Annotated in this window: 11 protein-coding genes; 6 read left to right on the top strand and 5 right to left on the bottom strand. The window is 64.1% G+C overall.

Annotated elements, in window-relative coordinates; genetic code table 11:
• On the top strand, nucleotides 1-115 hold a 115-nt coding region (locus tag CAG22_RS22660), incomplete at its 5' end, for an IS3 family transposase (RefSeq protein ID WP_139833478.1).
• Nucleotides 116-197: 82 nt separating this feature from the next.
• On the opposite strand, the gene CAG22_RS22655 is transcribed toward CAG22_RS22660, so the two are convergent.
• The 3 genes from CAG22_RS22655 to CAG22_RS22645 all read right to left on the bottom strand — a co-directional run bounded on the left by CAG22_RS22655 (nucleotide 198) and on the right by CAG22_RS22645 (nucleotide 5,742).
• Nucleotides 198-734 carry a Bro-N domain-containing protein gene (locus CAG22_RS22655; RefSeq protein WP_085706233.1) on the bottom strand — a complete coding sequence of 179 codons (537 nt, stop codon included), beginning with the start codon at nucleotides 732-734 and terminating at the stop codon, nucleotides 198-200.
• A gap of 196 nt (nucleotides 735-930) precedes the next feature.
• Nucleotides 931-2,181 (bottom strand): ribonucleotide-diphosphate reductase subunit beta, encoded by a 1,251-nt coding sequence (locus CAG22_RS22650; RefSeq protein WP_085706232.1) that lies wholly within the window; start codon nucleotides 2,179-2,181, stop codon nucleotides 931-933.
• A 681-nt stretch (nucleotides 2,182-2,862) separates the two neighbouring features.
• Complete coding sequence (locus tag CAG22_RS22645) at nucleotides 2,863-5,742, bottom strand: ribonucleoside-diphosphate reductase subunit alpha (RefSeq protein ID WP_025340287.1); 2,880 nt, start codon at nucleotides 5,740-5,742, stop codon at nucleotides 2,863-2,865.
• Between the two features lie 830 nt (nucleotides 5,743-6,572).
• Here CAG22_RS22645 and CAG22_RS22635 point away from each other — a divergent pair.
• Nucleotides 6,573-7,271, top strand: coding sequence for a response regulator transcription factor (locus CAG22_RS22635; RefSeq protein WP_085590720.1), 699 nt, complete (start codon nucleotides 6,573-6,575; stop codon nucleotides 7,269-7,271).
• Nucleotides 7,268-8,875 (top strand): ATP-binding protein, encoded by a 1,608-nt coding sequence (locus tag CAG22_RS22630; protein WP_085706231.1) that lies wholly within the window; start codon nucleotides 7,268-7,270, stop codon nucleotides 8,873-8,875. The genes CAG22_RS22635 and CAG22_RS22630 overlap by 4 nt, the downstream gene beginning before the upstream one ends.
• 3 nt (nucleotides 8,876-8,878) lie before the next feature.
• On the opposite strand, the gene CAG22_RS22625 is transcribed toward CAG22_RS22630, so the two are convergent.
• Together CAG22_RS22625 and CAG22_RS22620 are read right to left on the bottom strand one after the other, a co-directional pair.
• On the bottom strand, nucleotides 8,879-9,580 hold the full coding sequence (locus CAG22_RS22625) for a 4'-phosphopantetheinyl transferase (protein ID WP_085706230.1): 702 nt from the start codon (nucleotides 9,578-9,580) through the stop codon (nucleotides 8,879-8,881).
• Between the two features lie 178 nt (nucleotides 9,581-9,758).
• On the bottom strand, nucleotides 9,759-10,550 hold the full coding sequence (locus CAG22_RS22620; RefSeq protein WP_085706229.1) for a dienelactone hydrolase family protein: 792 nt from the start codon (nucleotides 10,548-10,550) through the stop codon (nucleotides 9,759-9,761).
• A gap of 129 nt (nucleotides 10,551-10,679) precedes the next feature.
• Between CAG22_RS22620 and CAG22_RS22615 the strand changes: the two genes are divergently transcribed.
• The 3 genes from CAG22_RS22615 to CAG22_RS22605 all read left to right on the top strand — a co-directional run bounded on the left by CAG22_RS22615 (nucleotide 10,680) and on the right by CAG22_RS22605 (nucleotide 13,456).
• Nucleotides 10,680-11,285: an outer membrane beta-barrel protein gene (locus CAG22_RS22615; RefSeq protein ID WP_013973837.1), complete on the top strand. Its 606-nt coding sequence runs from the start codon at nucleotides 10,680-10,682 to the stop codon at nucleotides 11,283-11,285.
• Nucleotides 11,286-11,435: 150 nt separating this feature from the next.
• Nucleotides 11,436-12,113: a response regulator gene (locus tag CAG22_RS22610; protein WP_025340281.1), complete on the top strand. Its 678-nt coding sequence runs from the start codon at nucleotides 11,436-11,438 to the stop codon at nucleotides 12,111-12,113.
• A complete protein-coding gene (locus CAG22_RS22605; RefSeq protein ID WP_075046077.1) occupies nucleotides 12,110-13,456 on the top strand; it encodes an ATP-binding protein in 1,347 nt (448 codons plus the stop codon). The genes CAG22_RS22610 and CAG22_RS22605 overlap by 4 nt, the downstream gene beginning before the upstream one ends.
• Nucleotides 13,457-13,561: the final 105 nt, after the last annotated feature.

Here is a 13,561-nt window from a genome sequence, read left to right as displayed (position 1 = left end):
CGAACAGCTGAAGGCGGGCCTGGAGGAGTACATCCATTACTACAACCATGACCGCATCAGGCTGAAACTCAATGGCCTGAGCCCTGTCAGCTACAGGACCCAGGCCACTGGCTAAAACTGTCCAACTTTTCGGGGGCAGTCCATACCTGTGGGAGCGGGTTCACCCGCGAAGAGGCCCGCCCAGGCAAAACCGCCGCTTAAACCCCATGCAACCGCAGCGCCCGCTGCGCACACTCCCGCCAACTCAACTTCGGCCTCTCTACCAGCGGCAGCTGTTGCACTTCCCCAGCCAGCACCACCGGCATATCCCGCATCCTCACCCAAGGCTCACTCTGCCAATACAACAACGTCGCGCTCCGCCCCCCAGGCCAGCACATCTGCCCCAGTCGCGGGACATCCTCCACGCCGTCCGCCTGCCGATCACGCAGCACCGCCACCACCTCATGCGTCAGCCACCAGCGCAAATGCCGGTTCTCCGGCACATGGTGATGCGCCAACAAGGTATAGGCCCCGGATTCGCTGACCATCGTGGTTTCCTGGTACTTGCCATAGCGCAGCAACTGCACGGAGCGGTACTGATCCGGGTCGAGCTTGCGCATGCAGTGTTCGTCGTAGAAGTGACCACTCAGCCGGCCGAGTTCGTGGGCGCAGAACCAGGCTTGGGATTCGAGCCAGAGGGTGTGGAGGGGGCGGTTGTGGCGGGTGAAGAGGGTAGGTGCATTGAAACTGTCCATCTTGGCCATCCTGATTTGGAGAGCCGCTGCTAACGGGAACGGAATACCGCTGCGTGAGCGTTCTTAAGCTCCGACAGACGTTATCGCGACGCTACAAAAGTCACAATGAGAACCTTGTAGGAAGCTTCCTCTTCGGCTTTTCCCGGCCAATAAAAAAGGCTGCCAATCGGCAGCCTTTTTTATGCTCGCTCGGATATCAATCCCAGCTCAACGCCCCACCAGTCTGATACTCGATCACACGGGTCTCGAAGAAGTTCTTCTCTTTCTTCAAGTCCATGATCTCGCTCATCCACGGGAACGGGTTGGTAGTCCCAGGGTACTCTTCCTTCAGACCAATCTGGGTCAGGCGACGGTTGGCGATGAACTTGAGGTAGTCTTCCATCATCGCGGCGTTCATGCCCAGCACGCCGCGTGGCATGGTGTCACGGGCGTATTCGATCTCCAGCTGGGTCCCTTGCAGGATCATCTGGGTCGCTTCTTCCTTCATCGCCGCATCCCACAGGTGCGGGTTCTCGATCTTGATCTGGTTGATCACGTCGATACCGAAGTTCAGGTGCATCGACTCGTCACGCAGAATGTACTGGAACTGCTCGGCCACGCCGGTCATCTTGTTGCGGCGGCCCATGGACAGGATCTGGGTGAAGCCGCAGTAGAAGAAGATGCCTTCCAGTACGCAGTAGTAGGCGATCAGGTTGCGCAGCAGCTCTTTGTCGGTTTCGACGGTGCCGGTGTTGAATTCCGGATCGGAGATGGCGCGGGTGTACTTCAGGCCCCAGGCGGCTTTCTTCGCTACCGACGGGATCTCGTGGTACATGTTGAAGATCTCGCCTTCATCCATGCCCAGCGACTCGATGCAGTACTGGTAGGCGTGGGTGTGGATCGCCTCTTCGAAGGCCTGGCGCAGGATGTACTGGCGGCACTCCGGGTTGGTGATCAGGCGGTACACGGCCAGGGCCAGGTTGTTGGCTACCAGCGAGTCGGCAGTGGAGAAGAAGCCGAGGTTGCGCATGACGATACGACGCTCGTCTTCGGTCAGGCCGTCCATGCTCTTCCACAGGGCGATGTCGGCGGTCATGTTGACCTCTTGCGGCATCCAGTGGTTGGCGCAGCCGTCCAGGTACTTCTGCCAGGCCCAGTCGTACTTGAACGGTACCAGCTGGTTGAGGTCGGCGCGGCAGTTGATCATGCGCTTTTCGTCAACACGCACGCGGGCGCCGGAGCCTTCCAGCTCGGCCAGGCCTTCGGCGATGTCGAGGTCGTTCAGGGCAGCCTTGGCGCGCTTGACGGCCTCGGAGTCGTCGGCTGTGGCGGCACGGGCTTCCAGGGCGGCGGCACCACCGGCGCTGTCGAGCTTGTCGAGGGTGGCGGCGGCAGCGGCCTGCGCAGGGGTGTTGCCTTTGGCGGCTACTTCGCCGTCTTCCTTGTCGAATTCGTCCCAGCTCAGCATGGTTTGGCTCCTGCTTGAGGGTCGCCCTGGGGCAACCGGTTGGATTTTAAGAATGTGATGCCTGACGCAAGGCCGTTACGGCGAATGGACAGCTCGAGAGGCTGACTCTCGTTTACATCTGGTGTGTTCTGGCTTGTACCTGGCCAGGCCTCTCGGAGGGGCCAGGACAATTGAAAGGTGCCCTTTTCAGAGGGGGCGCAGTATACCGGAATTCGCCTTCGATCGGGGCGCGTGTCTGGCGGGCGAGGGTAACTTTTTCGACCGGTTTTGCGTGCGTCCGTTCACGAAGCGTGTGTCATCAGATACAGGGGGGAAGTGTAGCGGTAAAACGCGAAAGGCACTATATGTTGTGGTTATTTATTTTTTAAGCACAGGATGTGGTGTTGGCGCGATCTTTGTAGGAGCGGCCTTGTGTCGCGATGGGGTGCGAAAGCGCCCCCAATATTGCAGCTTCGCCACATACATCGCCGGGGCCGCTTTGCGGCCCATCGCGACACAAGGCCGCTCCTACAGGAACCGGGTCAATCCGCAGCTACCGAGTTGTATGCAACGTTTCGGCAATGCGTGTCTTGAGATGCCTGCGTGCTTCTTCGACCGAAGTTACGCGGCCGGTTTCAGCGCAGGGCGGATACAAAAATGCCGCGCGGGGCGCCCGTGGGCACCCCGCGCGGCACTCAGGCCTTACTGGCAGGCTTCGCAGTCAGGCTCGTCGATCGCGCAGGCCTTCGGCACTGGCGCAGGGCCGGCTGCCTGGACCGGGGCGCTGTCGCCACCGCTGGAAACGGCGTTGAGCTTGCCGGTGTTGATGGTCGACTTCTCGGTGCTGGTCGCGGCCAGGGCACGGAGGTAGTAGGTGGTCTTCAGACCACGGTACCAGGCCATGCGGTAGGTCACGTCCAGCTTCTTGCCCGAGGCGCCGGCGATGTACAGGTTCAGCGACTGGGCCTGGTCGATCCACTTCTGGCGACGCGAGGCGGCATCGACGATCCACTTGGTCTCGACTTCGAACGCGGTGGCGTACAGGTCCTTCAGCTCTTGCGGGATACGCTCGATCTGCTGCACCGAACCGTCGTAGTACTTCAGGTCGTTGATCATTACCGAGTCCCACAGGCCACGGGCCTTCAGGTCGCGGACCAGGTACGGGTTGATCACGGTGAACTCGCCCGACAGGTTCGATTTCACGTACAGGTTCTGGTAGGTCGGCTCGATGGACTGCGACACGCCGGTGATGTTGGCGATGGTCGCGGTCGGCGCGATGGCCATGATGTTCGAGTTACGAATACCTTTCTTGACGCGCTCGCGCACCGGGGCCCAGTCCAGGGACTCTTCCAGGTTGACGTCGATGTACTTGGCGCCACGGGCCTCGATCAGGATCTGTTGCGAATCCAGCGGCAGGATGCCCTTGGACCACAGCGAACCCTGGAAGGTCTCGTACGCACCGCGCTCGTCGGCCAGGTCGCAGGACGCCTGGATGGCGTAGAAGCTGACCGCTTCCATCGACTTGTCGGCGAACTCGACGGCAGCATCGGAGCCGTACGGAATGTGCTGCAGGTACAGCGCATCCTGGAAGCCCATGATGCCCAGGCCGACCGGGCGGTGCTTGAAGTTCGAGTTACGCGCTTGCGGCACCGAGTAGTAGTTGATGTCGATCACGTTGTCGAGCATGCGCACGGCGGTGTTCACGGTGCGTTGCAGCTTGGCGGTGTCCAGCTTGCCGTCGACGATGTGGTTCGGCAGGTTGATCGAGCCCAGGTTGCAGACCGCGATCTCGTCCTTGTTGGTGTTCAGGGTGATCTCGGTGCACAGGTTCGAGCTGTGGACCACGCCCACGTGCTGCTGCGGCGAACGCAGGTTGCACGGGTCCTTGAAGGTCAGCCACGGGTGGCCGGTCTCGAACAGCATCGACAGCATCTTGCGCCACAGGTCTTTGGCCTGGATGGTCTTGAACACCTTGATCTTGTTGTACTCGGTCAGGGCTTCGTAGTACTCGTAGCGCTCTTCGAAGGCCTTGCCGGTCAGGTCGTGCAGGTCTGGCACTTCCGAAGGCGAGAACAGGGTCCACTTGCCGTCATCGAAGACACGCTTCATGAACAGGTCAGGGATCCAGTTGGCGGTGTTCATGTCGTGGGTACGACGACGGTCATCACCGGTGTTCTTGCGCAGCTCGATGAATTCTTCGATGTCCAGGTGCCAGGTTTCCAGGTAGGCACACACGGCGCCCTTGCGCTTGCCACCCTGGTTGACGGCAACGGCGGTGTCGTTGACCACTTTCAGGAACGGAACCACGCCCTGCGACTTGCCGTTGGTGCCCTTGATGTAGGAGCCCAGTGCACGCACAGGGGTCCAGTCGTTGCCCAGGCCACCGGCGAATTTCGACAGCATGGCGTTGTCGTGGATCGCGTGGTAGATGCCCGACAGGTCGTCCGGCACGGTGGTCAGGTAGCAGCTGGACAGCTGCGGGCGCAGGGTGCCGGCGTTGAACAGGGTCGGGGTCGAGGCCATGTAGTCGAAGGACGACAACAGGTTGTAGAACTCGATGGCACGGGCTTCTTTGTCTTTCTCTTCCAGCGCCAGGCCCATGGCCACACGCATGAAGAACACCTGTGGCAGCTCGAAGCGCACGCCATCCTTGTGGATGAAGTAGCGGTCGTACAGGGTCTGCAGGCCCAGGTAGGTGAATTGCTGGTCACGCTCGTGGTCGATGGCCTTGCCCAGGCGGTCCAGGTCGTAGCCTTTCAGGGCCGGGTCCAGCAGCTCGAACTCGACGCCTTTGTCGATGTAGGCCGGCAGGGCCTTGGCGTACAGGTCGGCCATTTCGTGGTGGGTGGCGCTCTCGGCCACGTTCAGGAAGCCCAGGCCTTCGGCGCGCAGGGTGTCCATCAGCAGGCGGGCGGTAACGAACGAGTAGTTCGGCTCGCGCTCGACCAGGGTACGGGCGGTCATCACCAGGGCGGTGTTGACGTCCTTGATGGCCACGCCGTCGTACAGGTTCTTCAGGGTGTCGCGCTGGATCAGGTCGCCATCGACTTCGGCCAGGCCTTCGCAGGCTTCGCTGATGATGGTGTTCAGGCGGGCCATGTCGAGCGGCGCCAGGCTGCCGTCGGCCAGGGTGATGCGGATGCTTGGGTGCGGCTCGACCACGGACTCGGTGTTGACGCGGGTGGCACGCTCCTTGGCGCGCTGCTCGCGGTAGATCACGTAGTCACGGGCGACCTTCTGCTCGCCGGCGCGCATCAGGGCCAGTTCGACCTGGTCCTGGATTTCTTCGATGTGGATGGTGCCACCCGATGGCATGCGACGCTTGAACGTGGCGGTGACCTGCTCGGTCAGGCGCGCGACGGTGTCGTGGATGCGCGACGAAGCGGCGGCGGTGCCGCCTTCAACTGCGAGGAACGCCTTGGTGATGGCCACGGTGATCTTGTCGTCGGTGTAGGGGACGACAGTGCCGTTACGCTTGATCACACGCAGTTGGCCGGGAGCGGTGGCGGCCAGATCCTGGTTGGAATCGGCGGCCTGCGGCACCTTGGCCTGCGGGTTCTCGCGAGTTGTGTCGGTTTGCATGGGTGGGTGTCTCCACAGTTTCTATATTGTTCAGGCGCCTTTTGGGCGCCCACCGTTCCGTCCACTTGCTCGATGGCCCGGCGGGGATGGGCAATGCATGCGCATCCGCCCGCGCGGGCGTACCAACTTCGGGACAGACTCAGGAATAAGGGCAATTGGCTCGCCGCTCCCTGGCCGAAGTCAAAGGTTCTGGGCCGGGCCCAAAAACTGTTGCTGATGGATGCCAGGCCTGGCCTGTAACACCCATACCCGAACAAGGCCCTGGAAGGGCTTGCCTCGGTCGCCTCCGCAGGAGCGGTTTGGCTGCTGGAATCACTTGAAGTTCACCCGAAAAAATCGCTTGATTTTGCGGGTTGACTTTTGTGTGTGATTTTGCACGAACCCCTATATCTAGTGGTTCGCTGCGATCGGGATACAAGATAATGCGGTATCGGGGGCTTTGCAAGGCGAGCGCCTGTGGATAACTTGTGCGTACTTTGTGAGTGAATGGTGGGTATTCGCTGTAGGCCTTGTGCCAAGTGGTTTGCAGTATTTTTCTGCGCCTTGCTGCCCCGGGGCAGAATTTTTCGGGCGCGAACCCTATCACAAAAAACGGTTCAGTCTAGGGGCTGCTGGCAGGTTGGCAGTACCGCATGGCAGCCGTAGTATTCCGAGGGGATGTTGCTTTTTGGTTAAAGGGTTATGTTGCCTGCACCGGCCCCTTCGCGGGCACGCCCGCTCCCACAGGTACTGTGCAAGCCTTGAAAGGGGCGCGGTCCCTGTGGGAGCGGGCGAGCCCGCGAATAGGCCGGCACAGGCCATAGAAAAACAACAAACAAAAGGCACAAGCCATGGACCACCCCGCACCCCGCATCCTCATCGTCGAAGACGACCAGCGCCTGGCCGAGCTCACCGCCGAGTACCTGCAGGCCAACGGCTACGAAGTCAGCGTCGAGGGCGATGGCGCCCGCGCCGCGCGGCGCATCGTCGACAGCCAGCCCGACCTGGTCATTCTCGACCTGATGCTGCCCGGCGAGGACGGCCTGAGCATCTGCCGCCGGGTGCGCAGCCAGTACCCCGGCCCGATCCTCATGCTGACCGCCCGCAGCGATGAACTCGACCAGGTGCAGGGCCTGGACCTGGGGGCCGACGACTACGTCTGCAAACCCGTACGCCCACGCCTGCTGCTGGCACGCATTCAGGCCCTGCTGCGCCGCAGCGAAGCACCGGACAGCAAGCGCCAGGACCTGGCCTTCGGCGCGCTGCGCATCGACAATCGCCTGCGCGAGGCGCGTCTGGGGGAACAGCTGATCGAGCTGACCGGCGCCGAATTCGACCTGCTCTGGCTGTTGGCCAGCAACGCCGGGCGGGTGCTGACGCGCGAGCAGATCTTCACTGCTCTGCGTGGCGTCGGCTACGACGGCCAGGACCGCTCCATCGACATACGCATTTCCAGAATCCGCCCCAAGATCGGCGACGACCCGCTCCAGCCAAGGCTGATCAAGACCCTGCGCAGCAAGGGCTACCTGTTCGTCGGCGAGGCCCCATGAACAACTCGATCTTCCTGCGCATCTATGGCGGCATGCTGGCCGTGCTGGTGCTGGTGGCCCTGCTCGGGGTGCTCAGCCTGCACCTGGTCAACGAAGTGCGTGCCGCCCAGCACCGCGAGGGCCTGGCCCAGGGTACCTTCAGCCTGATGGCCGACAACCTGGCGCTGCAGAACGACACCGAACGCAAGCGCTCGCTGCTGATCTGGGAGCGCCTGCTCGGCGTGCCGCTGGCGCTGCAACCGATGACCGCGCGCACACTCGATGGCGGCCAGCGGGCGCGCCTGTACCGCGGCCTGGTGGTGGTCGAGAAGACCGGCCCGCATGCGGCCCAGGTGCTGCGCAAGGTCGGCCAGGAAGACCTGATGCTGGTAGCGCAGATCAAACAGATCAGCGAGCAACTGGCGCGGGCCACCCTCTATCTGTTGGCCGACGAACTGGTGCGCTACCCGGTGACCGAACAGCAGCAGCGCCTGGCACAGATCAAGAAAGAAAAGGGCTTCGGCTTTGGCGTGGCCCTGCAGCGCATCGAGCGGGTGAGCCTGGACGATGACCAGCGGCGCCGGGTCGAGGAGGGCGACACGGTCATGGCCCTGGGCAAGGATGGTGACTCGATCCGCGTGTTCGCCGGGCTGGCGGGTTCGCCCTGGGTGCTGGAAATCGGCCCGCTGTACCAGCTCAACCCGTATCCGCCGCAGTTGCTGATCCTGATCACCTTTCTTGGCCTGTGCCTGATCGGCCTGGTGGTCTACCTGCTGGTGCGCCAACTGGAGCGGCGTGTGTCGGGGCTGGAGATTGCCGCCACGCGCATCGCCCAGGGCAGCCTGGACACCCGTGTGCCGGCCGGCGACGCCGACTCGGTGGGGCGCCTGGCCGCGGCCTTCAACGGCATGGCCGAGCACCTGCAGCGCTCGCTGACCATGCAGCGCGAGCTGGTGCGGGCGGTTTCCCACGAGCTGCGCACGCCGGTGGCACGCCTGCGCTTTGGCCTGGAGATGATCGAAAGTGCCACCACCGAGCAGGCCCGGGCCAAGCACCTGGCGGGCATGGACGGCGATATCCAGGACCTCGACAAGTTGGTCGACGAGATGCTCACCTACGCCCGTCTGGAGCAGGGCGCACCGGCGCTGAAGTTCGAGCGGGTAGACCTGGACGCCTTGCTCGACCGGGTGATCGAAGAGCTTGCGCCGCTGCGTGCCGAGGTACGGGTGGTGCGTGGTGAGTGCCAGGGCGCGGATGGCGAAGGCGCCTGGGTCGAAGCCGAACCGCGCTACCTGCACCGGGCCCTGCAGAACCTGGTGGGCAACGCCATGCGCCACGCAGAGGCCGAGGTGCGCCTGAGCTACCAGTTGGGGCAGCAACGCTGCCGCATCGACGTGGAGGATGACGGCCCGGGCATCCCCGAGGGCGTCTGGGACCGCATCTTCACACCGTTCACCCGCCTCGACGACAGCCGTACCCGCGCCTCGGGCGGGCATGGCTTGGGCCTGTCTATCGTGCGGCGGATCATCTACTGGCACGCGGGGCGGGCCACGGTGGGGCGCAGCGCCGCGCTGGGCGGTGCCTGCTTCAGCCTGAACTGGCCACGGCAGCAGGCACCGTCGTGACGGTCAGACGCTGACCAGGCTGAGCAGGTGGCCGTCCTGCAGGCAGAACTGGCCCTGCAGTTCGGCGCCATGCCGCCACTGCGGCGACAGGTCGGTGAGCAGGCGCAGGCGGGCCAGGCCTTCGGCGGACCAGTCCAGCACTTCGGCGTGCTCGAAGTAGAAGCGCTGGCGGGTCAGCGGGTAGAGCGTCTTGAACAGGCTTTCCTTCAGCGAGAAGGTCAGGGTGACGGCAAGGCCGAGCTGGCGGCGGTCCAGGCGCTCGAGTTCGGGCGGGGTGAGGATTTCGCCCATCAGCCGCTCGGCACGCTGGTCATCCAGCAGTGCTTCCTGATCCAGGCCCAGGCCCTGGCAACTGCCCTCGGCAGCAACCACGGCGGCAGCCCAGCCTTTGCCGTGGGTGATCGAGCCGTGGATGCCGGCGGGCCAGATGGGCGAACGGTCCTCGTGGGTACCGGGCACGTAGTCACGGCCGTCCAGGCGCTGCAGCGCGGCGCGGGCACATACCCGGCCGGCCAGGTACTCGGCCTGACGCTTGGCCACCGAACGCTGCAGGCTGGCGCCTGGCACGACGCCGGCGCGCTGGAAGTCGTCGGGTGCCAGGCGGGCGGGGTCGAAGTAACAACTGACCAGCACCGAGCCGGGTAGTGGGCGGGGCAGGGGCCAGTGGTGCTGGAGCGGGGCGCAGCAGGCGGGGAGTGTGTTCATGGGGGGGTATTGTGCCAGCCGAGGCGACGGTGTGGGAGATCGAATCGCAGGGGCTGCTTTGCAGCCCAATCGCCGGCAAGCCAGCTCCCACAGGTACAGTGCACGGCCCAAGCTTTGCGCGGCCCCTGTGGGAGCTGGCTTGCCGGCGATTGGGCCGCAAAGCGGACCCTCGCGTTGTTTACTTGAACACCTTCTTGAAGAACGCCTGCATATCCGCCCAGGAGCTCTCGTCCGCTACCTTGTTGTAGGCAATATCCGGCCCGCCATGTTCACCGTGCCCCATGCGGTCCGAATCCGGGTTGCTGAACCCGTGCTTGGCCCCGGGAATACTGACGAACTGGTAGTTGACCTTGGCTGCATCCATTTCCGCCTTGAACGCTTCCACCTGCTGCTCGGTCACCAGGGAGTCCGCCGCACCATGCTCCACCAGGATATCGGCCCGCACCACGCCCGGCCTGGCCGGTGTCTGCGTGACCAGCGGGGCGTGGAAGCTCACCACGCCATCGAGCTTTTCCCCTCGCCGCGCGGCATCCAGCGCCACCTTGCCGCCAAAGCAGTAACCCACTGCCCCCAACTGGTGCTTGTTGGTATTGGGCTGCAGCTTGAGCAGCTCCAGGCCGGCATCGAAGCGCCGCTCCGCGGCCTTGGGGTCTTTCGTCGCCGCTGTCATGAACGCCTTGGCGTCGGCAGGGTGTTCGGTTTGCTTGCCGTCGCCATACATGTCGATGGCCAGTGCGTTGTAGCCCAGCGCCGCAAGCTCGCGGGCGCGGCGCTTGACGTAGTCGTTCAGCCCCCACCACTCATGCACCACGACAATGCCGGGGCGCTTGCCTTCGATGGCGTCGTCATAGGCGTAGTAGCCGACCAGGCGGTTGCCGTCGGCGTCCTGGTAGGGGATCTCGCGGGTTTGTACCGCCGCTTGGGCGAGGGCGGCGCTGCACATCAGGGTCAAGGCCAGCAGGGCGCGCATGGTCACTACTCCTTGTTCTGCAAACGGTTCGTTCAGCCGAGGTTCAGCCAGGGTTCAGTCGCGGTTCAGGGTGCCCTGCTTACTCTAGCTTCCAGACCGAAACAGCGCACTCAACTGGAGTATCCAGCCATGAAAACCTTCAACACCCTGCTTGCCGCCATGGCCGTCTGCGCCGCTGGCATCACCACTGCCCAGGCCGCTGACGACAACTTCGCCAGCCTGACCTACGGCCAGACCAGCGACAAGGTTCGCAAGTCCGGCCTGCTGCAGCGCAACACCGACCACCTCAACGCCGACGGCATCATCGGCAAGGACGACACCTGGGGTGTGCGCGTGGGCAAGATCAATGACCAGGGCCGCTACTACATGACTTACGACAATGTCTCGGGCGACCACAGCGGCCTGAAGCTGCGCCAGGAAAACCTGCTGGGCAGCTACGACCTGTTCCTGCCGGTGGGTGATACCACCAAGCTGTTCGGTGGCGGCAGCCTGGGCGTGACCAAGCTGACCCAGGACTCGCCGGGTGCCAGCCGGGATACCGACTACGGTTACGCGTATGGCCTGCAGGCCGGCGTGATCCAGGACATCACCGACAAGGCTTCGGTGGAACTGGGCTACCGTTACCTGCGTACCAACGCCGCCACCGAAGTGGGTGCGCACGGCGGGCCGAAGGACGGCACCCTGCGCCTGACCAGCAGCGCGCAGACCTACCTGGCTGCAAGCTACAAGTTCTGACGGGCGAGCCGGGTTATCCTGTACCGGCCCTTTCGCGGGCACGCCCGCTCCCACAGGTACTGCACGAGCCTTGGAGCCTGTGCGATCCCTGTGGGAGCGGGCGTGCCCGCGAAGAGGCCGGTACAGGCAATACATATCAAGGAGCTGCACATGAAACTGCTGGTGGTCGAGGACGAAGCCCTGCTTCGCCATCACCTCTACACCCGCCTGGGCGAAAGCGGCCATGTGGTCGAGGCGGTCGCCGATGCCGAGGAGGCGCTGTACCAGGCCGGGCAATACCACTTCGACCTGGCCATCATCGACCTGGGCCTGCCCGGCATCAGCGGGCTGGAGCTGATCACGCGCCTGCGCAGCCAGGACAAGACCTTCCCCATTCTCATCCTCACCGCCCGCGGCAACTGGCAGGACAAGGTCGAGGGCCTGGCCGCGGGTGCCGACGACTACCTGGTCAAACCGTTCCAGTTCGAAGAACTCGAGGCACGCCTGAACGCCCTGCTGCGCCGTTCCAGCGGCTTTACCCAATCGACCATTGCCGCCGGCCCGCTGGTGCTCGACCTCAACCGCAAGCAGGCGACGCTGGACGAGCAGCCCCTGGCCCTGACCGCCTACGAATACCGCATCCTCGAATACCTCATGCGCCATCACCAGCAGGTGGTGGCCAAGGACCGCCTGATGGAGCAGCTGTACCCGGGTGACGAGGAACGCGACCCCAATGTCATCGAAGTGCTGGTCGGCCGCCTGCGGCGCAAGCTCGAGGGCGAGCACGGCTTCAAACCGATCGACACCGTGCGCGGCCTGGGCTACCTGTTCACCGAGCGCTGCCGATGATCCGTTCGCTGCGGGTGCGCCTGATGCTGGCGGCCGCGGTGCTGGCGCTGCTGTTCATGCTGGCGCTGCTGCCGGCCTTGCAGAAGGCCTTCAGCCTGGCCCTGCAGGAGTCGATCGAACAACGCCTGGCCTCGGATGTGACCACCCTGATTTCCGCTGCGCGCATCGAACACGGCCAACTGCAGATGCCGACGCTGCTGCCGGACGAGCGTTACAACCTGCCGTACACCGGCCTGCTCGGCTATATCTTCGACCGCGACGGCAAGCTGGTCTGGCAGTCGCGGGCAACCGCCGCGCAGAACGTCAACTACCGCCCGCGCTACGACGGCCGCGGCAACGAATTCGCCCGCATTCACCAGGCCGATGGCGAAGAGTTCTTCGTCTATGACGTCGAGATCAAGCTGCTGGGTGGCCAGAGCGCCGCCTACAGCATCGTTGCCCTGCAACCGGTGCGCGAATACCAGCACACCCTCGATGGCCTGCGCGAAAAGCTCTACCTGGGCTTTGGCGCGGCCTTGCTGGCGCTGCTGGTGCTGCTGTGGGCCGGCCTGACCTGGGGCCTGCGTTCGTTGCGCCGGCTCAGCCGCGAGCTGGACGACGTGGAGTCGGGCGTGCGGGATGGTCTGAGTGGCGAACACCCACGGGAGCTGCTGCGCCTGACCGGCTCGCTGAACCGCCTGTTGCGCAGCGAGCGCGAGCAGCGTCAGCGCTACCGTGATTCGCTCGATGACCTGGCGCACAGCCTGAAGACGCCGCTGGCGGTGTTGCAGGGGGTGGGCGAAAGCCTGCAGCAGCGTAGCGGCGAGCGCGAGCAGGCGCGCGTGCTGCAGAGCCAGATCGAGCGCATGAGCCAGCAGATCGACTACCAGCTGCAACGCGCCAGCCTGCGCAAGAGCGGCCTGGTACGCCACAGCGTGTTGCTGCGGCCGTTGCTCGAAAGCCTGTGCAGCACCTTGGCCAAGGTGTACCGGGACAAGCGGGTGGATGTGACGCTGCAACTACCCGATGCGGCGCAGGTGCCGATGGAGCAGGGCGCGTTGCTGGAGCTGCTGGGCAACCTGCTGGAGAACGCCTACCGCTTGAGCCTGGGCCAGGTGCGCGTAAGCCTGGAACAGGCGCCTGGGCAGTTGACCTTGTGCATCGAGGACGACGGGCCGGGGGTGCCGGCGCACCAGCGTGAGCGGATTCTGGAGCGTGGGGAGCGGCTGGACAGCCAGCACCCGGGGCAGGGAATCGGGCTGGCGGTGGTCAAGGATATCGTCGACAGCTATGACGCCGAGCTGAGCCTGGGGGATTCTCCTCTGGGGGGCGCGGCGTTCAGGATCACCTTCAACCTCGAGTGATTTGCTGGGTTGGCCGGCCTCTTCGCGGGTAAACCCGCTCCCACAGGGGGCGCACTGCACTCGAGCCCTGTGCAGTACCTGTGGGAGCGGGTTTACCCGCGAAGA

The sequence above is a fragment of the Pseudomonas sp. B8(2017) genome (assembly GCF_002113575.1).
GTDB classification, from domain to species: domain Bacteria; phylum Pseudomonadota; class Gammaproteobacteria; order Pseudomonadales; family Pseudomonadaceae; genus Aquipseudomonas; species Aquipseudomonas putida_Z.
The sequence above is the reverse complement of the archived record's forward strand: the minus strand, read 5'-3'. Positions and strand labels throughout refer to the sequence as shown.